The organism is Pedobacter ginsenosidimutans (genome assembly GCF_001442625.1).
Classification (GTDB): Bacteria; Bacteroidota; Bacteroidia; order Sphingobacteriales; family Sphingobacteriaceae; genus Pedobacter; species Pedobacter ginsenosidimutans.
Window position 1 is genome coordinate 405,236 of record NZ_LMZQ01000003.1, and the last position, 21,426, is coordinate 426,661.

22 protein-coding genes are annotated in these 21,426 nt (G+C 38.2%); 3 read left to right on the forward strand and 19 right to left on the reverse strand.

Annotated elements, in window-relative coordinates:
* Positions 1–46 precede the first annotated feature (46 nt).
* From ASU31_RS05810 to ASU31_RS27155, 14 genes are all read right to left on the reverse strand, one after another.
* Positions 47–562 (reverse strand): NADH-quinone oxidoreductase subunit NuoE family protein, encoded by a 516-nt coding sequence (locus tag ASU31_RS05810; RefSeq protein WP_057931424.1) that lies wholly within the window; start codon positions 560–562, stop codon positions 47–49.
* Positions 555–1,769, reverse strand: coding sequence for an NADH-quinone oxidoreductase subunit D (locus ASU31_RS05815; RefSeq protein ID WP_057931425.1), 1,215 nt, complete (start codon positions 1,767–1,769; stop codon positions 555–557). The genes ASU31_RS05810 and ASU31_RS05815 overlap by 8 nt, the downstream gene beginning before the upstream one ends.
* Positions 1,770–1,772: 3 nt before the next feature.
* Positions 1,773–2,273, reverse strand: coding sequence for an NADH-quinone oxidoreductase subunit C (locus tag ASU31_RS05820; protein ID WP_057931426.1), 501 nt, complete (start codon positions 2,271–2,273; stop codon positions 1,773–1,775).
* Positions 2,273–2,815: an NADH-quinone oxidoreductase subunit B gene (locus tag ASU31_RS05825; protein ID WP_057931427.1), complete on the reverse strand. Its 543-nt coding sequence runs from the start codon at positions 2,813–2,815 to the stop codon at positions 2,273–2,275. The genes ASU31_RS05820 and ASU31_RS05825 overlap by 1 nt, the downstream gene beginning before the upstream one ends.
* Positions 2,816–3,028: 213 nt before the next feature.
* Positions 3,029–3,400 (reverse strand): NADH-quinone oxidoreductase subunit A, encoded by a 372-nt coding sequence (locus tag ASU31_RS05830; protein WP_057931428.1) that lies wholly within the window; start codon positions 3,398–3,400, stop codon positions 3,029–3,031.
* Positions 3,401–3,482: 82 nt separating this feature from the next.
* Entirely contained in the window at positions 3,483–5,204 is a 1,722-nt protein-coding gene (locus ASU31_RS05835; protein WP_057931429.1) for a tetratricopeptide repeat protein, read from the reverse strand.
* 78 nt (positions 5,205–5,282) lie between these two features.
* Positions 5,283–6,188 carry a PstS family phosphate ABC transporter substrate-binding protein gene (locus tag ASU31_RS05840; protein ID WP_057931430.1) on the reverse strand — a complete coding sequence of 302 codons (906 nt, stop codon included), beginning with the start codon at positions 6,186–6,188 and terminating at the stop codon, positions 5,283–5,285.
* Positions 6,189–6,196: 8 nt separating this feature from the next.
* On the reverse strand, positions 6,197–6,424 hold the full coding sequence (locus tag ASU31_RS05845) for a hypothetical protein (protein WP_029274767.1): 228 nt from the start codon (positions 6,422–6,424) through the stop codon (positions 6,197–6,199).
* A 6-nt stretch (positions 6,425–6,430) separates the two neighbouring features.
* Entirely contained in the window at positions 6,431–7,249 is an 819-nt protein-coding gene (locus ASU31_RS05850) for an energy transducer TonB (RefSeq protein WP_057931431.1), read from the reverse strand.
* An 18-nt stretch (positions 7,250–7,267) separates the two neighbouring features.
* Positions 7,268–7,774 (reverse strand): ExbD/TolR family protein, encoded by a 507-nt coding sequence (locus ASU31_RS05855; protein WP_029274770.1) that lies wholly within the window; start codon positions 7,772–7,774, stop codon positions 7,268–7,270.
* Positions 7,775–7,777: 3 nt separating this feature from the next.
* Positions 7,778–8,392 carry a biopolymer transporter ExbD gene (locus ASU31_RS05860; protein ID WP_057931432.1) on the reverse strand — a complete coding sequence of 205 codons (615 nt, stop codon included), beginning with the start codon at positions 8,390–8,392 and terminating at the stop codon, positions 7,778–7,780.
* A 79-nt stretch (positions 8,393–8,471) separates the two neighbouring features.
* Positions 8,472–9,302 (reverse strand): MotA/TolQ/ExbB proton channel family protein, encoded by an 831-nt coding sequence (locus tag ASU31_RS05865; RefSeq protein WP_057931433.1) that lies wholly within the window; start codon positions 9,300–9,302, stop codon positions 8,472–8,474.
* 298 nt (positions 9,303–9,600) lie between these two features.
* Positions 9,601–11,196 (reverse strand): phosphoenolpyruvate carboxykinase (ATP), encoded by a 1,596-nt coding sequence (pckA, locus tag ASU31_RS05870; RefSeq protein WP_057931434.1) that lies wholly within the window; start codon positions 11,194–11,196, stop codon positions 9,601–9,603.
* Between the two features lie 212 nt (positions 11,197–11,408).
* Positions 11,409–11,573 (reverse strand): hypothetical protein, encoded by a 165-nt coding sequence (locus ASU31_RS27155; protein WP_083505278.1) that lies wholly within the window; start codon positions 11,571–11,573, stop codon positions 11,409–11,411.
* An 884-nt stretch (positions 11,574–12,457) separates the two neighbouring features.
* Here ASU31_RS27155 and thrA point away from each other — a divergent pair.
* The 3 genes from thrA (at position 12,458) to thrC (ending at position 17,259) form a co-directional block, all read left to right on the forward strand.
* Positions 12,458–14,911, forward strand: coding sequence for a bifunctional aspartate kinase/homoserine dehydrogenase I (gene thrA, locus ASU31_RS05880; RefSeq protein ID WP_057931436.1), 2,454 nt, complete (start codon positions 12,458–12,460; stop codon positions 14,909–14,911).
* 15 nt (positions 14,912–14,926) lie between these two features.
* Complete coding sequence (locus ASU31_RS05885; protein WP_057931437.1) at positions 14,927–15,859, forward strand: homoserine kinase; 933 nt, start codon at positions 14,927–14,929, stop codon at positions 15,857–15,859.
* Positions 15,860–15,951: 92 nt separating this feature from the next.
* Positions 15,952–17,259 carry a threonine synthase gene (gene thrC / locus ASU31_RS05890; protein WP_057931438.1) on the forward strand — a complete coding sequence of 436 codons (1,308 nt, stop codon included), beginning with the start codon at positions 15,952–15,954 and terminating at the stop codon, positions 17,257–17,259.
* Between the two features lie 326 nt (positions 17,260–17,585).
* Here thrC and ASU31_RS05895 read toward each other — a convergent pair whose 3' ends face one another.
* The 5 genes from ASU31_RS05895 to metF form a co-directional block, all read right to left on the reverse strand.
* On the reverse strand, positions 17,586–17,945 hold the full coding sequence (locus ASU31_RS05895; protein ID WP_057931439.1) for a hypothetical protein: 360 nt from the start codon (positions 17,943–17,945) through the stop codon (positions 17,586–17,588).
* A gap of 142 nt (positions 17,946–18,087) precedes the next feature.
* Complete coding sequence (locus ASU31_RS05900) at positions 18,088–18,501, reverse strand: tail fiber domain-containing protein (protein WP_167346160.1); 414 nt, start codon at positions 18,499–18,501, stop codon at positions 18,088–18,090.
* Positions 18,502–18,579: 78 nt separating this feature from the next.
* Positions 18,580–18,882, reverse strand: a complete 303-nt coding sequence (locus ASU31_RS05905; RefSeq protein ID WP_057931441.1) for a hypothetical protein — start codon at positions 18,880–18,882, stop codon at positions 18,580–18,582.
* A 45-nt stretch (positions 18,883–18,927) separates the two neighbouring features.
* The gene (locus ASU31_RS05910) at positions 18,928–20,319 is read right to left on the reverse strand and encodes a pyridoxal phosphate-dependent decarboxylase family protein (protein ID WP_057931442.1); all 1,392 of its coding nucleotides are present in this window, start codon (positions 20,317–20,319) and stop codon (positions 18,928–18,930) included.
* A 114-nt stretch (positions 20,320–20,433) separates the two neighbouring features.
* Positions 20,434–21,387, reverse strand: coding sequence for a methylenetetrahydrofolate reductase [NAD(P)H] (gene metF, locus ASU31_RS05915; protein WP_057931443.1), 954 nt, complete (start codon positions 21,385–21,387; stop codon positions 20,434–20,436).
* Between the last annotated feature and the right edge of the window lie 39 nt (positions 21,388–21,426).

Here is a 21,426-nt window from a genome sequence, read left to right on the forward strand (position 1 = left end):
TCCGTAGTCTTAAGTCACAACGACTCTCGACTTAAGACTCTAGACTTTAGGACTTATTTTTCAAATCTTCAATCAATTTATCTACACTTGCTTCGGTAAGGTTTTCGTAGAAAGTATATTCTGGGCTAATTTGTAACACCGGACCAAAACCACATGCGGCTAAACATTCAACTCCTCTAAAGCTGAATAAACCATCGGCAGTAACTTCACCTTCTTTAACACCTAACTTGTTTTCCAAGTGGCTTAATATTTTTTCGGCACCAACCAGGCAACAAGGACCGGTACGACAAACCTCCAAAGCATACTTGCCTTGTGGCTTTAAAAAGTACATGGTATAAAATGTTGCCACTTCATAAACTTCAATGGGCTGAATATTTAAATATTCGGCAACCTTATCCATCGCTGGTGTACTCACCCAAAGGTATTCGGCCTGTACCAAATGCAATAATGGCAACAAAGCTGATTTGTGCTTACCTTCAGGATAACGGCTTTTTACATCATCAAATTTGGCCAGCAATTCTGATGAAAACACTACAGGTGTTTGTTCTTCTACTTTAAGCATCTAATTCTCCTGCAATAATATTCATACTACTCATGTTGATAATGGCATCAGACAATAACATGCCCTCGCTCATTGGTGCAAACATCTGGTAGTTTATAAAACTTGGTCTGCGGAAGTGTAAACGGTACGGCGTACGGCCCCCATCATTAATCAGATAGAATCCTAATTCACCATTTCCGCCTTCCACAGCGTGATAAACTTCTGCTTTTGGCGCATCAATTTCACCCATCACAATTTTGAAGTGATAAATCAATGCTTCCATATTGTTGTAAACTTCTTGTTTTGGAGGAAGGTAAAATTCAGGAACATCGGCATGGAAAATACCTTTTGGCTCTGTTTTTAATTTCACAAGTGCCTGTTCGATGATGCGGACACTTTGCCACATCTCTTCATTACGCACTAAATACCTGTCGTAAATATCGCCGCTTGTACCTACCGGAACTTCAAAGTCGAAATCCTGATATGAAGAATATGGATCGCTTACACGCACATCGTAATCTACACCGGTAGCACGCAAAAGCGGCCCAGTCCAACTGTATTCTAAAGCAGTTTCTTTAGTAACCTCTGCAACACCTGCCGTTCTATCAATAAAAATACGGTTACGTGTTAACAGATTCTCGAACTCTTTTAACGCTTTAGGGAATTCTTTTAAAAACTTATCGATTTTAGCAAAGGCGATATCATTGAAATCTCTTTCAAACCCACCAATACGGCCAATATTTGTGGTTAAACGTGCACCGCAAACTTCTTCGAAGATTTCGTAAATATGCTCACGGAACTGAAATAGGTATAAGAAAGTGGTTGTTGCGCCGGTATCCTGACCAATAATCGTGTTACAGATGATGTGATCGGCAATACGCGAAAGCTCCATAATGATTACCCGAAGATAATCTACACGTTTCGGCATCTGAATATTTAACAACTTCTCAACCGTCATGTGCCAACCCATATTGTTAATAGGTGACGAGCAGTAGTTTAAACGGTCGGTAAGTGGTGTAATTTGATAAAATGGGCGATGCTCCGCAATCTTTTCGAAAGCACGGTGGATATACCCAATGGTAGAAACGCCGCTTACAATACGTTCGCCATCTAATTGCAAAACGTTTTGAAAAACGCCGTGTGTTGCAGGGTGTGTTGGACCTAAGTTTAGGGTTACCAGCTCACTTTGCGGGTCGTTATCTGTAAATACCGGATGGTTATGATTCATAGTTTACCTTCCAAAAAATTCGTCTTTTTTATCTACTCTGTTCGGATCTTCCAATGGATATTGTTTCAACATCGGGTGAACACCTAAATCGTCCATATTTAAAATACGGCGCAAATCAGGGTGACCTTCAAATTTAACCCCAAAAAAATCATAAGTTTCACGTTCCATCCAGTTGGCACCTTTCCAAACGGTTGTTGCTGTAGGAATAGTTGGATTTTGTTCTGAAATGAAAACCTTAATCCTAATCCTAACTTTCTCTACCATGTTGTGCAAATGGTAAACCACTGCAATACCATGATCTTTGCCAGGATAATGAACCGCTGTAATATCGGTTAAGAAATTAAAACTTAAATCGTTTTTAAGGAACGATAATACATTGATGATAACATCTTTGGTGGTTGCAAAAGTTAACAAACCATAAGGTTCAGAAACTCCTGTTACCTTTTCGCCAAACTTATCGCTAAGTTTTGCCAGAATATTATTATTTAGCGTCGTTTCTTCCATTATTTAATGCCGTATTGACCTAAAAGTTCTTTGTAATAATCAGAATTTCTTCTCCTACCCGATTCGCTTTTCACTAAATCCTGAATACGCTGAAAACCATCTAAAATGGCTTCAGGTCTTGGCGGACAACCCGGAACGTAAACATCAACCGGAATAACCTCATCAATACCTTGCAATACGGAATAAGTATCGAAAATACCACCACTACTTGCGCAGGCACCAACAGCCATTACCCAACGTGGCTCTGCCATTTGGATATAAACCTGTTTTAATACCGGAGCCATCTTTTTAGCGATAGTACCCATAACCATTAAAACATCAGCCTGACGGGGAGAAAAGCTTAAGCGTTCGGCACCGAAACGACCAAGATCGTAGTGAGAACCCATGGTTGCCATAAACTCGATTCCACAACAAGAAGTTGCAAAAGGTAAAGGCCATAATGAATTTGAGCGGGCCAAACCAATCACTTTATCAAGAGAAGTGGCAAAAAAGCCAGATCCTTCTATTCCTGGAGGCGCATCAACTATATTAATTTCACTCATGTTTATAAACAAAAAATGCTCATCCCTTTGCAGAATGAGCAACAAATTTACAATATTTTAAAGGCAAACAAACTAGCTTTACTCGATTTAGAACCTTTCTAAATAACCAAAACAGCTATGAGTTAGTGTAAGTGGTACACATTCAGTTTCAGTTGGCATTTTTCAGTTTACAGTTTATAAACCGAGAACTATTAACGGCCAATTGATAACTGCCTAATTCCAGTCTAAGACTTTTTTCTTGATTACGTAGATAAAGCCTAACAACAATGTACCCATGAAAATGAACATTTCGATCATTCCGTCCATCCGTAATGTACGGAAATTAACCGCCCAAGGATACATAAAGATAACCTCTACATCAAACAGTACAAATAAGATGGCTACTACAAAATATTTGATAGAGAAAGGCTGACGTGCATTACCTACTGATTTAATACCGGCCTCAAAAGTTTCTAACTTATCGCTTGTTTTACGTTTTGGACCTAAAAAGTGGGTAGCAACTAATGTGGTCACCACAAAACCTAAAGCAACAATTACTTGAAATATAATTGGTAAAAAATCTATAGAGGAACTTTGCGCTTGCATAATTTTTATTTTGTGATGCAAAAGTAAAAGAAAAAGGCAGAGTAACCAAACTCTGCCTTTTCTAAATTATTTAACTTTTTAATTATTTGCCTTTACCTTTTGTTTTTGGAGCAGCTGCAGGTGACTGCAATTCTTTAAGCTTGGCTGCTGCAAAAGGACCCTGCGGGTCTAACGCTATACTTTTATTCAAATAATCTATAGCTTTTGCTTTATCTTTATCAGCATAATAAGCACCTAGATAATCGTAAGATTCTACAAGGTTTGTTTTATTGGTTGCTTGTTCTTCAGGTTTAACTAGGCTAATGTATTTTTCAAAATATGGAATAGACGCATATTTTGGGTTCGCCTTATCTTCTAAAAGATTAGCAATCCTCGCCCTTGTAAAATAACCCAAAGCAAACTCTGGAGAAACTTTATTTAAGTGACTCAATGCTGAATCGGCCTCAATCAATGCTGCTGTATTTAAAGGTTTTTTATCTTTTTGAGCAAAGTACCCTTCCAAGAATCTTGTTTGTCCTACATAGTAATAGTTAGTTAATGAGCCTTTACCATTTGGATTGTACTTAATTGCTAATGTATAAATCTCTGCAGCCTTACCATATTTTTTGGCTTTATACAAAGCTAAACCAGCTTCAGCTAAAGCATCAGCGTTAGTAGAATCCATTTTAGCCGCCTCTATAATATTAAGAACACCTAAGCTATCTTGGCCAGCTTTCAATTGTGCTTTACCTAAATAAAGATAATCGTTACCTAAAATCTTTGTTTTGTCCTTTTCCTTTGCAAAAAAATCAGTTAAGCTCGTTAATGCCTGAGGATAGTTTCCATTTTCATAAGCTGCCCACCCTTTCATCCTTGAAACGATAGTACCTTTAGGATCGTTCGCAGGAACTTGTAAAGAAGTAGCCACTTGCTCTAATGTTTTATAATCTTTAGCATAAAATAAGAATTGAGCATAACGCAATTGAGACTCTAAAGATTTATCCGTTAAATCCATGTATTTTTTATAATTCTCAATCGCTTTTGCTGCTTTTTCTTTATCAACACCAAAGCTACTCCATTGTAAGTATAACTCACCTAACTCGCGGTAAGCAGGGCCATAGTTTGCATCAGCAGCAATTACATCTTGCAACTCTTTTTCACCTTCAGGAAAGGCCCTAGATTCTTTGTACATTTTACCAATCTGCGTTTTAGCTCTTCTGTTATTTGGATCTACATCACCAACACGCATATAAGGGCCTAATGCCTCTGAATTTTTTTTCTGTAATGCATAGGCATCACCTTGTGCCAAGAAAACTTCTGCATCCTTATCTTTAGAATCTAATTCATCAGCTTTGGTAATGTTAGCCAAAGCATTAGTAAAATCTGGTTTAGATACATCATCACTAGGCTTATCCTGAGCTAAATACGCTTTACCGATATACAAATAAGTTTTGTAATCTTTTGGCGCCAAAGCTACAGCTTTGTCGAAGTTTGTTTTAGCAGAAGTTGGGTTATTAGATAACATATCTGCTTCACCTAAACCAATTAAGTTTAAGTTGTTTTTTGGATCAGCGGTAATACCTTTGGTAAATACAGCTCTGGCCGAGTCAATATAACCGGTTTTTAAGTAAACCAAACCAAGATTGTAATAGTTATTACCATCTGATGCTTTTGAGCTCACCAATGACTTAAGCATTGATGATGCTTTCTGATACTGCTCCGCGTCGATGGCTTTTTTCGCGTCATTTAAATCTTGAGCAAAAACTGCAGAACCCATCAACACCAAACCTACATTTAAGGTTATTGCTTTCTTTAAAATTTTCATCGGATATTCTGTTTTTTATTTAATAAAAATGAAGTGTCTCTTTAGATTTACTTCGTGGTTCAATTTATAATTTTTAATTTAATTTCCTTTAGTCAGGTTAATTTGTCTTGGCATTAATTTATGCGGGCCAAGTCCAGATTTAAGTACAATCAATTGTCCCCTCTGACTTCTTAACCATGTTGCAAATCCTGTGCCTAAACCATCTCTTCCCTCGCAATCTATAATATTTATATTTCTTAAGAAAGGATAAACACCGTTGATTAAGTTCTCTTGAGTTGGTTTATAGAACTGATCGTCTCCTACCTTGCCTTTTACATTCTTTACGCCCAGCACTTTTATCTGAGATAAGTATTCACTCATCTCTGTATCTTTGTTAGCGATCCAATTCACGCCCAAAATACCAATAAAATTTTTATCTTCTGCAATAAGTTTAATTACTTCTTTGCTAGAATTTTTAGAGTAAACACCTGTAGCTGGAAATTGGCTGATATGGGCCAACTCTTTAAAATATTGAAAGGTACTTGAATAAGCGTTATCAAAGACCAATTTTTTATCTGATTTCTTCCCCTGTAATATATCAATCACCTCTTTAACGTTAATTGTACTATCGATATTGCCCTGATTGGTAATTAAAGCAATACCATCAATGGCAAAACGAGAAGAGTTGATTTTAATATTACGCTGGTTATAATACTTTTCTTCTGCTTTGGTTAATAACCTTGGTAAAACAATTACCCTTACACTATCATTAAGAAAGGCAGGCAATAATTTTTCTTCAGGTTTTACTGTTGTCTGAAATTTTGCGTCCGGATAATCCAAACTAAAAATATCGATCTGATCTTGAACAATCGGTCCAACACTTTCATCAACCAATATTTTTAAGGTACCGCTTGTTCTGGTTTCTTTAACTGCATCGGCTTTATTTTTACGTTTGCAGGATACAAGTAAAGCTAATACACAAAATATTAAAAGGAAATTTTTCATTGAGCTGATTAGTCGCGCCTCCCAAGGCTTAAAAGTCTTACAAATGCATAAATAATTAAGAAAATACCGATTGCGATGCGGCCCCATTGTGGAATAGTGCTTAAACGCAGGGCAATTGGTTCGTAAAATATAAATGCAAAGCCCAATACCACATAAAAAACGAACATGACAAGGCCTAAAATGAGCAAAAACCGCTGTTTAGGCGATTTTTGCTTAAAAATATCAAAATTTAACATCTACTATTAGTTCAATGTAAAGTTAACGTTGATGTTATATTTTACCCTTACCGGCTTACCATTTTGGATACCTGGGTTCCAACGTGGACTAGCTTTCAATACACGGATGGCTTCTTCATCAGTTCCGCTACCCAAACCGCGGGTAACAGTGATATCTGTTAATTTACCATCTTTTTCAACAACGAAAGATAAAAATACTTTACCCTGAACGTTGTTCTCTTGTGCCATTGGCGGGTACTTTATTGCTTTACTTAAGTATCCATAAAACTTAGAGATACCTCCAGGGAATTCTGGTTGTTTTTCGATACTAACAAAGTCGTAAACTTTATTATCATCAACCGCAACAGCAGCTTCTCTTTTTGGTCCCTCACCAACTGGTTCAGCAATGTTAATCTCTGCAGTTGGATCACCTTTAATATCTCTCTGCCCTGGATCTGCTTCCTTCAACTTTTCAACCGTAGGTGGTTCATCACGAACCTCAATATCTGGTTTTACAATTGGAGGTGGCATTTTCACCTGGTCAACTTTTGGTGGAGGTGGCTCTACCGGTGGTGGTGGCGGTGTTTTAGGGTCTACTGGTGGTGGTGGCGCTAAAATTACTTCTTGTGCTTTTAATTGCTCATCTTCATGATCCATTGAGCCTTGAATCAGGCTATAGATTTTAGGAGAGAAAAATAACACAATAAATATAATAGAGCCGATAATTAATGCTTTTGAGGTGTTGGCACCATTGCTTTTACGCAATTGATATGCACCATAGGTTTTGTTTTTATCTGCAAAAACCACTTCAAGCCATTCTTTTCTGAATATATCTAACTTCGACATAACTATTGGTTTTACTGATTATAAAATTCCTTTTTCTTTCATGAACTGCTTCTCATTGTCAAGGATGTTATCATCATCGATCTGACGAACCTTAACTTTAAGAATTTCCAACTCATCCATCATATCTACAAAGTTTTGGAATGTAGAACCTGATGTTGGTTTTACCAGTACAACAAAGTCTCCAGCAACGCCTGAGGCATCAGCTGCTTTTCTATTTTTAACAATAGCATCTTCGATTTGTGAACCAGATTCTATCGTTGGTGCGCTTTCGCCAGCTACTCCCATGTACCATGCTACCTTATTGCTTTTACCCAACAAAATAGTCATTGTTTTACTTGCTTTCAGCTCCAATCTGTTCTCAGGTAACTTTTCGTTTTTATCTGGCTTTGCAATATCCATCGCTTGAGGCGTAGAGATTACTGTTGTTAAGATAAAGAATGTTACCAAAAGAAACATTAGATCCACCATCGGAGTCATATCAACCCTTGGGGTGGCTTTCTTCCCGCCTGTGTTTAATTCTGCCATTTCTTATTTCTTTTTAGCTTCAGAGTTGGTAACCAATAAAAACTTGTTTACACTTTGTTTCTGAAGTACATCAATAATCTTTTTAACTACCGGATATTCTTCTTTTGCATCGCCTTTAATACTGATACGCATATCCTGATTATTAATCTCTTTAGTTGCTTTACGGGCATTTAATACCCATGAATTTAACTGATTGTCAGTCGAATCTGAAGGTATGCCAGGTTGTACCCCTGGTTTCATACGGTCAGCCCCATTTAAGGCAATAAGAGATTTTAAACTCTGGATCGGAACACCGAAACTTCCTATCGCTGAAAAGCGTTGTATTTCTACTGGAGTGAACGATATTTTGTACTGTTCGCCCATTAGCTCTAATGTTTTCGCTCTTACTTTGACCCCTGCTACTTCGAAGAAAACTTTACCCTGCCCAATGGTTAATATCGCATTGTTTTCTACCGGTACCTTAAACTCATACGTAGATGAAGGTGTAGAAACGGCTAGTGGTTCTGGTTGCCTTGCTGTAGCAGTTAAGATGAAGAAAGTAAGTAACAACGATGCCACATCACACATGGCGGTCATATCTGTTACTGTACTTGTTCTTTTAACTTTAATTCTAGGCATAATATTTTTTTACTAGTTTTAATAATGATGATCTTTTTTCCGGTTTTCCATAAAGCCGGTAAAAATTTTTTCAAAATTCTTATTTATGCGAACTAGCGTATGTTTGAACGATGCTGAAACCAGCCTCATCGATAGCGTAAGTTAACTTGTCGATTTTAGAAGTTAATACGTTATACATGATAATTGCCACAGTAGAAACCAAGATACCTGTTGCAGTGTTGATCAATGCCTCAGAGATACCTACAGCTAATGCTGACTGATCTGGTGCTCCAGAGTTTGCTAAACCGGCGAATGCACGGATCATACCTGTTACTGTACCCAATAAACCTACCAATGTACCAATTGATACCAAAGTTGCAATTACCGTTAAGTTTTGCTCTAACATTGGCATTTCCAAAGCTGTAGCTTCTTCAACCTCTTTTTGGATTGCAACGATTGATTGCTCAACATCCATATTGGTATCTGCTTCAACTTCACTGTATTTTTTCAAGCCAGATTTAATTACGTTAGCAACTGAACCTTCTTGTTTATCACACTCAGCTTTTGCAGCTTCGATGTTACCTGCGCTTAATAAACCTTGTACTTTGCGAATGAAAGTATCTAAGCTAGATTTTCCACTTGCTTTACCAATAACGATGAAACGTTCGATAGAGAATACAATTACTACTAATAGTAATCCAACTAAGATCGCTACGATAGGACCTCCTTTGTAAGCTGTTCCAAGATAGTTACCAGGTAATGGTAATTTCTCTCTGTCACCATCGATAAAGTTACTTCCTTCTCCGAATACGAATCTCCAAACACAGAATCCAATGATAATACAAATTGGAATAACGAATGTTGCAAATACATTTGAAGCACTAGAAGAGCTCTCTTTTTTAACAGTTGTTGGTTTTGGTGCGTTTGCCATTTTTTTTGAAATTTTAGTTTTAGTTCTTGTTTTTAATTTTTAGCTGTTTTTTTCTTTTGTACTACACTCAACGTTTCATATCCGAAATTGTTGCGAAAAACAAATTTATAAATTGATTTTAAATTACAAATTAATAAATCAATAAGCAATTAAATCGTTACTTAGAATTTAGTTTCGGTAAATCACCAAGGGTGTATAACAAAAAAATTGCCCCAGCCGAGGCAATTCTTTCACAATAAAAACTAAAAAAAAATCGAATTGCAAATTTTTCGATCAAAAAATGCATTTTAAAGTGCATTTAACATAATTTTAACGCTTCGTGTCTGCTTTTTGGTACTTTTGTCAGTTCGAACTGCTTGAAATTCTCGGTAAAGGCATCCGACAGTTCGTAGGCTTTCAAAAAGTATTCTTCCTGGTTGCTCCATGTTTTAGAGGGGTCTAAAATTTCGTCCGGTACCCCAGGACAATTTAATGGCATCATCAATTTAAATACGTGGTGTTGCTTATATTTATTATGATCTAAATCTCCATTTAAGGCTGCAGTAATCATCGCCCTGGTATAACTTAATTTCATCCTTTTACCTACACCATAAGCTCCACCGCTCCAACCCGTATTTACCAACCATACGTTTACCTGGTGTTTTTCCATCTTCTCGCCCAATAGTTCGGCATATCTAGATGGATGCAATGGCAAGAAGGCTTTACCAAAGCAAGCCGAAAATGTTAACTGAGGCTCTGTCACCCCTGTTTCTGTTCCTGCAACCTTGGCTGTATATCCGCTCATAAAGTGGAACATGGCCTGCTCTACATTTAATTTTGAAATTGGGGGCAATACTCCAAACGCATCTGCAGTTAAGAAAAAGATATTTTTCGGAACAGCTGCGATTGATGGTAAAATGGCATTGTCAATATAATCTATAGGATAAGCCACGCGGGTATTTTCCGTTTTAGCAATATTGCTATAATCAACCTCCTTCGTACCTGGAAAAAAATTAATATTCTCTAACAATGAGCCAAATTTGATGGCCTTAAAGATCTGAGGCTCTTTCTCTTCGGTTAAATCTACACATTTTGCATAGCAACCGCCTTCGAAGTTAAATACAGAATCTTTACCCCATCCATGCTCATCGTCACCTATCAGTCCTCTTTCCGGATCGGCAGATAAGGTGGTTTTTCCCGTCCCCGACAAACCGAAAAATATAGCGGTATCGCCATTTTTACCCACATTGGCCGAACAGTGCATGGATAGCGTATTCTTATATACTGGCAGGATAAAGTTTAAAACAGAAAAAATTCCTTTTTTAATTTCGCCGGTATAGCCAGTTCCCCCGATCAAAATCATTTTCCTGGTAAAATTGATAATGGAGAAATTTTCCTGTCTGGTTCCGTCAATAGCCGGATCGGCCAAGAAACCTGGTGCAGCAATGATGGTCCATTCTGGTGTGATACCCAAACGATCTTCTTCCGGGCGGATAAACAAGTGATGAGCAAAAAGATTCTGATAAGCAGTTTCTGTAATTACCCGAATGGATATATCGTAATCCGGATTGGCACAGGCCGAAGAATCGCGCACATAGATTTTCTTATCTTCAAGGTAATTTGTTAGCTTATAAAACAGCTGATCGAATTTCTCTGGAGAAATTTTAATGTTTACATCGCCCCACCAAACCTGATCTTCAGTTACCTCGTCGCATACAATAAAACGGTCTTTAGGAGAACGCCCGGTAAACTTTCCGGTATCAACCGCCAGCGCTCCTGAAGCAGCCAGCGTACCTTCTTTATTTAATAAGGCATCATCAATTAATTCCGTTGGAGATAATTGGTACTTTACAGCAATGTTTCCACCTAGATTTAAATAGCTTAAATCTGGCGTTTGCAGTTTCTTTTTGCTCATAACAATAAGTTAGTTAGTACAGCAAAGGTAAATACTTATCTTCTACAAAAACTAGTTTTGAAGCGTAATTTTTTACATATTGTAGCAAATACACTATTATGTAAACATTTTATTTACAGATATTTACACTCATTTTTACAAGGTAAAAAAAATTAAAAAATTACACTAAGTATAAAAATGAAACCAGCGTTTATACTGTCCATATACTTTCCCTAAATTTTTGTGAGATAGGGTTTTAGCCGTTTAATTTCTACTTTGGCATATCGTTTCTTGAGTGATATAATAATAACTCCTGCAGCCCCTCTTAAGCCATACACTGCTGTTGCCCCCGCATCCTTTAAAACCTGAACATTTTCTATGTAATCGGGATTAAGGATGCCATGTTTTGCCTATATGCTATCTAAAGTATAGGTTGTCTTCTTATAGTGTATTAACCAGAGCGGTGAAGTTGGCACAATTGGCCCTCGACATACCCATCGTATATTATTAGCATTCTGTGAAAATGCTTGACCACAAAAAATGGTTAAAAGTGTGAGAAGCAAAAGCGTTCTTAAATTCGACATGGCTTTTGATGATAGGATTCATGAATGACCAGGAATCCATAAGGTGTTGAGGGAAATAAAATTAAATAGTAATAACCACCCCGCCCTGTGGGCACCCCTCCAAAGGAGGGGAATGATTTACGCTGGAAAGGTAACTAACTTAAATAGTAGTATAAGCCCGAGTTAACTAAACCTGATAAAAGCGGCAGCTCCTGATCTCACCAACAACAAAACAGCACTACCATCGGGACTATAGCGGTTAGCGGGGCTGCCGTAGCCGAAGGATTACTGAAGCATCTTTTCTAATGATTACATATTACTAATTAACCACCCCGCCCCAAGCATATTCTTCTTTATAGGAATGATTTGGTTTCGGGTTCAAAAAATACAGCTATTTCATTCACTTAAACGTTTTAATAGAAATTTCGAAATAAAAATCAAAAAACATTTGCATTTTAAAAAAATAATCTCCTACTTTACGGTGTACAAAGTACACAAAGACAATATGAATTTTAACACTTCGATTATTACAACGATTATTATTACCACCGGTATAAACCAGCGGGGCTAATTTGTTGTAAATTGAAAAAACATAAAACACAGAAAGCGTCCCGATGAAAGTCGGGACGCTTTTTTTTTAAACCCATGCTGAATGAAACCTGTACGAGCAACCATGAATTATCCGCACAGCATCAAACAGTTAAAACCAATATAGACTAATGAAAGTACTCAAATTCGGCGGCACATCCGTAGGTTCGGCCGAGAACATTAAAACCCTCTTGCGCCTGGTTGGCGAAGAAAAACAGAAGAACAGCCCGGTAGTTGTATTATCGGCAATGAGTGGTGTAACCAATTTACTTACCGATATGGCCGAAATGGCTGAGCGTGGAGAAGATTACGATGCCCACTTAAAAGAAATCGAAGCAAAACACTTTGCTGTAATCCGCTCGCTTTTACCTGCGGCTGCACAAAACCCCGTGTTTACACGCTTAAAGATCTTTTTTAACGAATTGGAAGATCTGTTACAGGCTGTGGCCAATCTGCGCGAACTGAGCTTGCAGACCAAAGATCAGATTTTGAGTTATGGCGAACGCTGCTCTACTTTTATGATCAGTCATATTGCTTCTCAAAATTTTGGCGATGCGCTTTATGTTAACGGTTCTGACCTGATTAAAACCGACAGCAACTTCGGTCAGGCGAAAGTAGATACCGAATTGACTGAAATGCTGATCAATAATTTCTACCAGGAAAATAAAGGCAAAGTACTTTTTGTTACTGGTTTTATAGCGAGCAATGCAGCAGGCAGGGTAACAACTTTAGGCCGTGGCGGCTCTGATTATACCGCAGCGGTATGGGGCGCAGCCTTAAATGCTGAAGAGATAGAAATATGGACCGATGTAAACGGCATGATGACCGCTGATCCACGTATTGTGAAAAAGGCTTTCTCTTTACCTGAGCTTAGCTATACCGAGGCTATGGAGCTGAGTTATTTTGGGGCGAAAGTGATCTATCCACCAACAATGATTCCTGCATTTATGAAGAAAATCCCGATTGTGATTAAAAACACTTTCGAACCTGATTTCGCAGGAACTTATATCAAAAGCGATGTTAAAACATCAAGTTTACCCATAAAAGGAATTTCCTCTATCGATCATATCAGCATTATAAACCTAACTGGTAGTGGTATGGTAGGTAAGGCAGGCTTTAGCGGAAGATTATTCTCATTGCTTTCGCGCGAACAGATCAATGTAGTATTGATTACCCAGTCTTCATCAGAACATAGCATTACTTTCGCTGTTAAACCAACGGATGCTTCACAGGCCATTTCTTTAATCAAAAAAGAGTTTGAACTGGAGTTAGATGCTAAAAAACTAGAGCTGCCAGAAGTTGAAAATAACCTTTCAGTTTTGGCCATTGTTGGCGAAAACATGAAACGTACACCAGGTATGAGCGGACGTTTGTTCAGCGCTTTAGGCCGCAACGGTATTAATGTAAGAGCTATTGCTCAGGGATCTTCAGAATATAACATTTCAGTAATCATCAGCAAAGACGATTTATCGAAAGCAGTAAATGCAGTGCACGATGCTTTCTTTACTGATCTGAAAAGAACATTGAACGTTTTCTGCCTGGGCACAGGAAACATTGGCAAAACCTTGTTTAACCAACTGAAAGAACAGATGCCTTTCTTAGCGGCCAATAACGATCTGCAGGTTAAGGTAACGGGCATCAGCAATACACGAAAAATGATTTTCAGCGCTGATGGCCTTTCGTTAGAAAATTGGGAAACGGAATTGAATACAAATGGTGAACAGGCAAATTTAGCGGGTTTTGTTGCCAAAATGAAAGCGCTAAACTTACCAAACTGCGTTTTTGTGGATAACACAGCTGCAGAATCGCCAATAGAATTTTATCAGGGCATATTCGAAAGCAGCATTTCGGTAGTAACCTGCAATAAAAAAGGAAACTCGGCAGATTATGCCCAGTATAAATCATTTAAAGATACTGCCCGTAAATTTGGTGTTGATTTCTATTATGAAACCAATGTAGGTGCAGGTTTGCCGATTATCCGCACATTACGAGAGCTGATGATGAGCGGCGATAAGGTAGCGCGGATTGAAGCGATTTTATCAGGAACCATTTCTTACATCTTCAATAATTTTAAAGGTGACGCCGGTTTTTATGAAACAGTAAAGGAAGCCCAGGAACTTGGTTATACCGAGCCAGATCCACGGGATGATTTAAATGGAAAAGATTTTATGCGTAAAATGCTGATCCTTGCCCGTGATGCTGGTTATCCGTTAGAAGCCAGTGATGTAAAAATCGACAACATTTTGCCGGAAGCCTGCTTAAATGCTACATCTGTTGAAGATTTCTATTCTGAATTACAGGCTAATGCGGCTTACTTCGAAAATTTAAAGAATACCGCAGCCAACGATGGAAAAGTTTTGCGTTACATCGGTAAGCTTGAAAATGGAAATGTAGAAATCAGTCTGCAAATGGTCGATGACAGTCATCCTTTTTATATGTTATCGGGAAGTGATAATATTATCTCTTTTACAACCGATCGTTACAAAACCCGACCACTGGTGGTAAAAGGCCCAGGCGCAGGTGCAGAAGTTACCGCTGCCGGAGTTTTTGCGGATATCATTAACGTGGGTACTTTAAATAAATAGTTAAGGCAATTAATAATGAAAAATAGTATAAAAGTTTTCGCTCCGGCAACCGTTGCAAACGTAGTTTGCGGTTTCGATGTACTGGGTTTCGCTGTAAACGAACCTGGCGATGAAGTTGAAATGCGATTTACCGATACACCTGGTGTGGTGATCAAAAGAATTACTGGTGATGATGGTCGTTTGCCTTTAGATGCAGCCAAAAATACCGTAAGTGCCAGTGTTCAACATTATTTAAAGCATATAAACCGTTTGGATGTTGGTGTAGAAATTGAACTGCACAAGAAAATGCCCATTGGTAGTGGATTGGGCTCAAGCTCGGCCAGTACAGTAGCTGGTTTGTTTGCCATTAACAAATTAATGGGTGATTTATTAACGACTAAAGAGCTGGTTCCTTTTGCCATGAAAGGTGAAGAACTTGCCTGTGGTTATGGCCATGCCGATAACGTTGCCCCTGCTCTATTGGGTGGCTTTGTACTGGTGAGAAGTTACGATCCGCTTGATGTGATTTCTTTACCTACGCCAGCTGGCATGTATGCGGCAATTGTTTATCCAGAAGTAGATGTGCCTACCAAAGATGCACGCCAAATGATCCGCAGTAAAGTAGCATTAAAAGATGCGGTTACCCAGTGGGGAAATGTTGCAGGTTTGGTAAGCGGATTGTTCATGAATGATTTTGATTTAATTGGAAGGAGCATGAAAGACGTTCTGGTAGAACCAACACGTTCGATTTTGATTCCTGGTTTTGAAGAAATGAGAAAATTAGCGATGGAAAATGGGGCAATCGGTTTCGGAATTTCAGGTTCGGGCCCATCTGTTTTTGCATTAACTCAAGATGAAGAAACAGCCAGAAAAATAACCAAATCACAACAACAACATTTACATAAAATAAATATTAACAGCAAAGCTTTTGTATCTCCGGTTAACGCCGAAGGACCTAGGGTACTTTAAGTAAGGCTGGAAGGTAGAGGGTTTAAAGGTGGAGGACTAAGCATCCAAAACCTTCCAACCTTCAACCTTTCAACCCTCCAACCTCATTAAAAATGAAACTATATTCAACCAACAATAAAGATTTACGTGTTTCTTTCAAAGAAGCCGTTTTTAACAGCATGCCGCAGGATAAAGGCTTATATATGCCTGTTGAAATCCCACAGCTTGACTCCGAATTCATACAGAATATCGAAAAATATTCCTTGCCTGAAATTGCTTACAAGGTAGCTTCTACTTTATTAAGAGATGAGATCCCTGCCGAGGATTTAAAAGCTTTAATTGATGATGCCATTAATTTTGAAGCACCAGCGGCAAAACTAGATGACAAAACCTTTGTTTTAGAACTTTTCCATGGCCCATCTTTGGCCTTTAAAGATTTTGGCGCCCGTTTTATGAGCCGTGTGATGGCTTATTTCTTAAAAGACGGCGAACAACTTTTAGATGTTCTGGTCGCTACTTCAGGTGATACCGGCGGTGCAGTAGCTTTAGGTTTCTTAGGCGTACCGAACACCAGGGTAACTATTCTTTACCCAGAAGGAAAAGTGAGCCCAATACAAGAACTACAGTTAACCACCAATGGCGAAAATATTAGAGCCGTTGAAGTTAAAGGTACTTTTGATGACTGCCAGGCTTTGGTGAAACAGGCCTTTGCTGATGATGAACTGAATGCTAAATTTAGATTGACTTCAGCCAATTCGATTAACATTTCGAGATTAATTCCGCAAACATTTTATTATTTCAATACTTACGCCCAACTGAAAAAGCAAGGTTTTAAAGATGTGGTATTTGCTGTACCAAGCGGAAATTTCGGAAATATTGGCGCAGGTTTATTGGCCTATAAATTAGGGCTGCCTGTTAAACAATTTATAGCAGCTACCAATGTTAACGATACCGTTCCACGCTTTTTAGAAAGTGGTGTATATGAAACGAAACCATCTACACAAACCTACTCGAACGCGATGGATGTAGGGGCACCAAGCAATTGGGTACGCATTATGGATCTGTTTAATCAGGATGTAGAAGCCATAAAAAAAGTGGTTACTTCTTATCGTTTTACTGATGATGAAACATTAGAAGGCATCAAAGAAATTGACAGCAAGTTAAATTATGTAGCCTGTCCGCATACTGCGATTGCCTATTTAGCGGTTGAAAAATACAGGAACGAAAATCCTGCAGACGAAAGTGCTGCTGTTTTCTTATCTACCGCACATGCCTGTAAATTCCCTGATATTTTCCCTGCAGATATCGCAGCTAAAATCGAAATCCCTGAACAGGTAAAAGCTTTAGAAAGCAAACCAAAACATGCTGATCAGTTAGGTGTGGATTTTGAAGGGTTTAAAAGTTATTTGCTTAGAGGGTAATAAGTAAAATATATTTCTATTTCGAAAGTTCGTCATGAGGCTGTATCCTAATAGAGATGTCATCCTGAGCTTGTCGAAGGACCTTTTTTAAATGTCTTACAAGGCATTTCGACAGGCTCAACGTGACAAATTCGAAGTGAATTACTAATTATGAAATACCCTCATCCTAATGCAATTAATAAGCATTAAGATTCCCGTCTGCGCGAGAATGACGGGTCTATAAGATTAATACCTGAAGTTAGTCGGGATTTGTAATCCTTAACCAAAAAAAGTCAAACAACACAAAGGTCCGGACTATAAATCCGGACCAACCTGAAAATATTTATTTAATTAACAGAAGCGAAAGCTGTAGAAGTAATGCTAACATTATTAAATGTCGCGCTCCCAGTGCTGGTGGTAATCGCTTGTCCATTAAATCTAAAAGTGCGTGAACCTGGGGCTGCAGTATAAATATTAATAGTATAGGTGCCGGCCGTCAACGGACCATATGAACCTCCACTTGGGCCAAAATAAGCACTAACAGGAGTAGGTCCATATAGGTAAATAGATCCGTTATCACCAGTTCCATTACTTAAATTTAAACCAATGCTAAAAAATTTACTAGCATTATTTTCAGCCTTAGTATTTTGCAAAGGTAATACAGCCAGCACTGTACAAAACAGGAATAATTGAATAAGCTTTTTCATAATAATTGTTTTTAATTGTAGATTTATATTTGGTTAATTATATAAAAATAAAAATTTAAGCGTTGCGTAGGATCATTTTATTTATAAAAATAAAAAAGGCCGGAATATTACTCCGACCTGAATCAACTATAAAACTAAAAAACTACTTTGTATTTCTGGATTTTAAACTGTTTACTTCTGCCCTTAATTGTTCTATTTGCTCTTGTTGCTCTTTTATACTGGCGACCAAAAGCGGGACTAAACTCTCGTAATCTACCTTGGTAATAGTAGCATTTTTAAATGCGTTTTTACCTGATGCATAATTTTTTGCCTGTACAGAAATTATTTCAGGAAAAGCAGTTTTAGCATCAGTTCCTACAAAGCCATACTGTGGTTTTGTCGATAATTTCAGTTTTTCGGCCCAGGTTTTATCATAATTAAAACTTACGGGCTGCAACTTAGTAACCTGATTTAGTGCATTTTCTACTGGTTTAACATTGTTCTGTACAACTTCTTGTGCACTGATTTTTAAAGAGGCAGCGATTAACAGCACTGCAAATGAAATTGCTCGTTTCATATATATTATTTTGTAATTATTAAAATAGGGAATTGGTTCCGTCTTTGCGAAACGGGGTTTAAACATAAAATGATATGCTTATACGGAAGGTGGAGGTGTTAAAACCTCTGGAAAGTAAGCCAGCTGAAGAGAATGATCAGGAATGAGCACCTTTTTTGAAGTTTGAAGTGGAAAATATAACGCTCCATGAAACACGATCTGCTGCACCGCATATTCGGTTTCTACTTTCTTTTCTTCCTTCTCTGTTGCGTCATCATTTGTAGATAAAACTTCAACATTATCAGTAGGATAACTTAAATATGAAACCGCATGGCTCACTTTTAAAAAAAGAGCAATTGCAATGCAGGCAATCAATACATATTTAAGGCCATCGAATTTCATCGTCACAAAGATAAACGCTATAACATTAAAACAATAATTTTAAGGTTAAAGTTCTGTAAGAATTTCTAACATAACTGCCGTAGCCAGCTCAATATCAGCGGCTGAGGTCCGCCAGTTTACAAAAGCAGCTCGTATCCCTTTCCTCCCGTTATAAAATGTGGGAGTCATAAAAACTTTTCCGCCCGCGTTTAACTTATTCAGGAATGTTGCAACTAAACTCTCATCTGTCAAGGAAAAACAAACGGTATTTAAACGTACTGGTGCCAACAACTCGAAATTTGGATTTTCATTAATGAAACCGGCAAACTGTAAAGCCACTTCAACGTTACTTTCTACAATTTCCTGATAACCTTGTTTTCCATAGCTAGTTAAGGTAAACCAAGCAGGCAAAGCCTTTAAACGGCGGGAATTTTCTGGCAAGAAATTTAAATAACTGAAATTTTCCATAGGATTGCCCAAATAAGCCGCATTAGAATTTTGAAAAGTTTCTACCTGCAACAATTGATGTTTTTCTTTCACCAAAAACACCGCGCTCTCGTAAGGTACGTTTAGCCATTTGTGGCAATCTACCGTAATGCTATCGGCATGCTCCCATCCTTTAACCAAATGATTATATTTTGGCGAACAAGCGGCAAAGCCACCAAAGGCTGCATCGATATGCCACCAGAAATTATATTTTTCTTTTAAGGTACTAATGGATTCAAAATCATCAAAATCAACCGTATTTACTGTTCCGGCGCTGGAAATCAGAATGAAAGGTTCGCCATTTAAGGCTTGTATTTTCAGTTCGAGGTCGGCAATATCCAATGCTTCGCGATTACCCTGCATTACGTTTACCTGAATAAAATTGCCACTTCCCAAGCCTAACATCGATAAGGATTTGATGGCTGATGAATGTGGCGTAGCCGACAGCACTTTTACAGTACCTGATATACCTTCTCTGGCGAAATCTTTACCAGATTGTTTGCCAATCCATTGCCTGGCAACAGCTAGGCAAGTAAAATTAGATAAGGTTGCTCCAGTTACAAAACCACCGAAAAAATCTTCGGGCAGATTAAGCAACGAAAGCAATAACTGGATGGTTTCGAGTTCGATGATGGCCGAAACGTCGCCGTTACCTTTTGCACTTTGCGTGTTTTGATCGTAGATAGTCGATAGCCAATCCCCTGCAATAGCAGCCGGTGTGGTACCACCGGTTACAAAGCCCCAGTACCTTGGCCCAGATGAAGCCACCATAATAGGTTCGAAACGTTGATTAAATTGCTTTAAGGCTTCAATGGAGCCAGATCCTTGCCCGCTTAAATCACGAATGAGTTTTACCTCTCTGTTACTGGCTGTTGGCCGTTCATGAATATGATTTAAATAATCTATTCCCTGTTGTTTAACCTCGGTTAAGATGGCATCAAGGTTTTGTTGGTCGGTATTTAAATTATTCATGATTATTTTCAATTTAGCGTCATGCTGAATTTATTTTAAATGCCTAATAGCTACTTCGTGGTCAGCATCTTTAAATTAAGACTCTGAAATAAATTCAGAGTGACGGCTCTTTCTTTAAAATATAGCTTTCGCAATCTTTTTGGTCTGTTCTGGGCGGCCCATGGTGTAAAAGTGTAATACAGGGGCGCCAAAATCAATCAGTTCTTTACATTGTTTAATCATGGCTTCAGTACCAATTTCTTTTGCCTCGTTATTATTTTTAGCGTGCGATAGCGCATCCGTTAACTCATCTGGCAAATCGATGTGAAATATTTTAGGCAGCACATTTAACTGCGATAAGGTACTTATAGGTTTCAAACCTGGTATAATTGGAATATTAATATCGTTTTCCCTGCATTTCTTTACAAAGTCGAAATACTTCTGGTTATCGAAAAACATCTGCGTAACAATAAACTCTGCCCCTGCTTCAACCTTCTTTTTCAGGTATTTGAAATCGGTATTCATGTTAGGCGCTTCGAAGTGTTTTTCCGGATAGCCAGCCACGCCGATACAGAAATCACTTTTAAAGGTTTCTACATCTTCGTGGAGAAATTTACCTTCGTTATGGTTCTTGATGTGCTCGATTAAATCTGTAGCATAACAGTGGCCGCCAGGAGTTGGCACGAAATTCCCATCTGCCTTACGGGCATCGCCACGCAAAGCTAAAACGTTATCGATACCCAAAAACTGTAAATCGATCAATGCATTTTCGGTTTCTTCTTTGGTGAATCCACCGCAAATGAGATGCGGAACGGCATCAACCTTATATTTATGGATAATGGCCGCACAAATGGCAATGGTTCCCGGACGCTTGCGATAAGATACCTTTTGTAGCAAACCATTGGCCTGTTCTTTATAAATATAATCCTCGCGGAGCGAAGTTACATCAATAAAAGGCGGATTAAACTCTAGCAATGGCTCTATTGCATCATAAATCCATTGTATACTTTGCCCTTTAATAGGCGGCAATAATTCAAAAGAGAACAAGGTTTTACCCTTCGCGTTTTTTATATGGTCTGTAATCTTCATACGCCTAATCCCTAATAATCGGGACTTTAAATTTTAATT

What these genes read in the sequence shown, in the direction of transcription:
- ASU31_RS05810 (WP_057931424.1), bottom strand. Translation starts at nt 562, where the DNA reads ATGCTTAAAGTAGAAGAACAAACACCTGTAGTGTTTTCATCAGAATTG.
- ASU31_RS05815 (WP_057931425.1), bottom strand. Translation starts at nt 1,769, where the DNA reads ATGAATCATAACCATCCGGTATTTACAGATAACGACCCGCAAAGTGAG.
- ASU31_RS05820 (WP_057931426.1), bottom strand. Translation starts at nt 2,273, where the DNA reads ATGGAAGAAACGACGCTAAATAATAATATTCTGGCAAAACTTAGCGAT.
- ASU31_RS05825 (WP_057931427.1), bottom strand. Translation starts at nt 2,815, where the DNA reads ATGAGTGAAATTAATATAGTTGATGCGCCTCCAGGAATAGAAGGATCT.
- ASU31_RS05830 (WP_057931428.1), bottom strand. Translation starts at nt 3,400, where the DNA reads ATGCAAGCGCAAAGTTCCTCTATAGATTTTTTACCAATTATATTTCAA.
- ASU31_RS05835 (WP_057931429.1), bottom strand. Translation starts at nt 5,204, where the DNA reads ATGAAAATTTTAAAGAAAGCAATAACCTTAAATGTAGGTTTGGTGTTG.
- ASU31_RS05840 (WP_057931430.1), bottom strand. Translation starts at nt 6,188, where the DNA reads ATGAAAAATTTCCTTTTAATATTTTGTGTATTAGCTTTACTTGTATCC.
- ASU31_RS05845 (WP_029274767.1), bottom strand. Translation starts at nt 6,424, where the DNA reads ATGTTAAATTTTGATATTTTTAAGCAAAAATCGCCTAAACAGCGGTTT.
- ASU31_RS05850 (WP_057931431.1), bottom strand. Translation starts at nt 7,249, where the DNA reads ATGTCGAAGTTAGATATATTCAGAAAAGAATGGCTTGAAGTGGTTTTT.
- ASU31_RS05855 (WP_029274770.1), bottom strand. Translation starts at nt 7,774, where the DNA reads ATGGCAGAATTAAACACAGGCGGGAAGAAAGCCACCCCAAGGGTTGAT.
- ASU31_RS05860 (WP_057931432.1), bottom strand. Translation starts at nt 8,392, where the DNA reads ATGCCTAGAATTAAAGTTAAAAGAACAAGTACAGTAACAGATATGACC.
- ASU31_RS05865 (WP_057931433.1), bottom strand. Translation starts at nt 9,302, where the DNA reads ATGGCAAACGCACCAAAACCAACAACTGTTAAAAAAGAGAGCTCTTCT.
- pckA (WP_057931434.1), bottom strand. Translation starts at nt 11,196, where the DNA reads ATGAGCAAAAAGAAACTGCAAACGCCAGATTTAAGCTATTTAAATCTA.
- thrA (WP_057931436.1), top strand. Translation starts at nt 12,458, where the DNA reads ATGAAAGTACTCAAATTCGGCGGCACATCCGTAGGTTCGGCCGAGAAC.
- ASU31_RS05885 (WP_057931437.1), top strand. Translation starts at nt 14,927, where the DNA reads ATGAAAAATAGTATAAAAGTTTTCGCTCCGGCAACCGTTGCAAACGTA.
- thrC (WP_057931438.1), top strand. Translation starts at nt 15,952, where the DNA reads ATGAAACTATATTCAACCAACAATAAAGATTTACGTGTTTCTTTCAAA.
- ASU31_RS05895 (WP_057931439.1), bottom strand. Translation starts at nt 17,945, where the DNA reads ATGAAAAAGCTTATTCAATTATTCCTGTTTTGTACAGTGCTGGCTGTA.
- ASU31_RS05900 (WP_167346160.1), bottom strand. Translation starts at nt 18,501, where the DNA reads ATGAAACGAGCAATTTCATTTGCAGTGCTGTTAATCGCTGCCTCTTTA.
- ASU31_RS05905 (WP_057931441.1), bottom strand. Translation starts at nt 18,882, where the DNA reads ATGAAATTCGATGGCCTTAAATATGTATTGATTGCCTGCATTGCAATT.
- ASU31_RS05910 (WP_057931442.1), bottom strand. Translation starts at nt 20,319, where the DNA reads ATGAATAATTTAAATACCGACCAACAAAACCTTGATGCCATCTTAACC.
- metF (WP_057931443.1), bottom strand. Translation starts at nt 21,387, where the DNA reads ATGAAGATTACAGACCATATAAAAAACGCGAAGGGTAAAACCTTGTTC.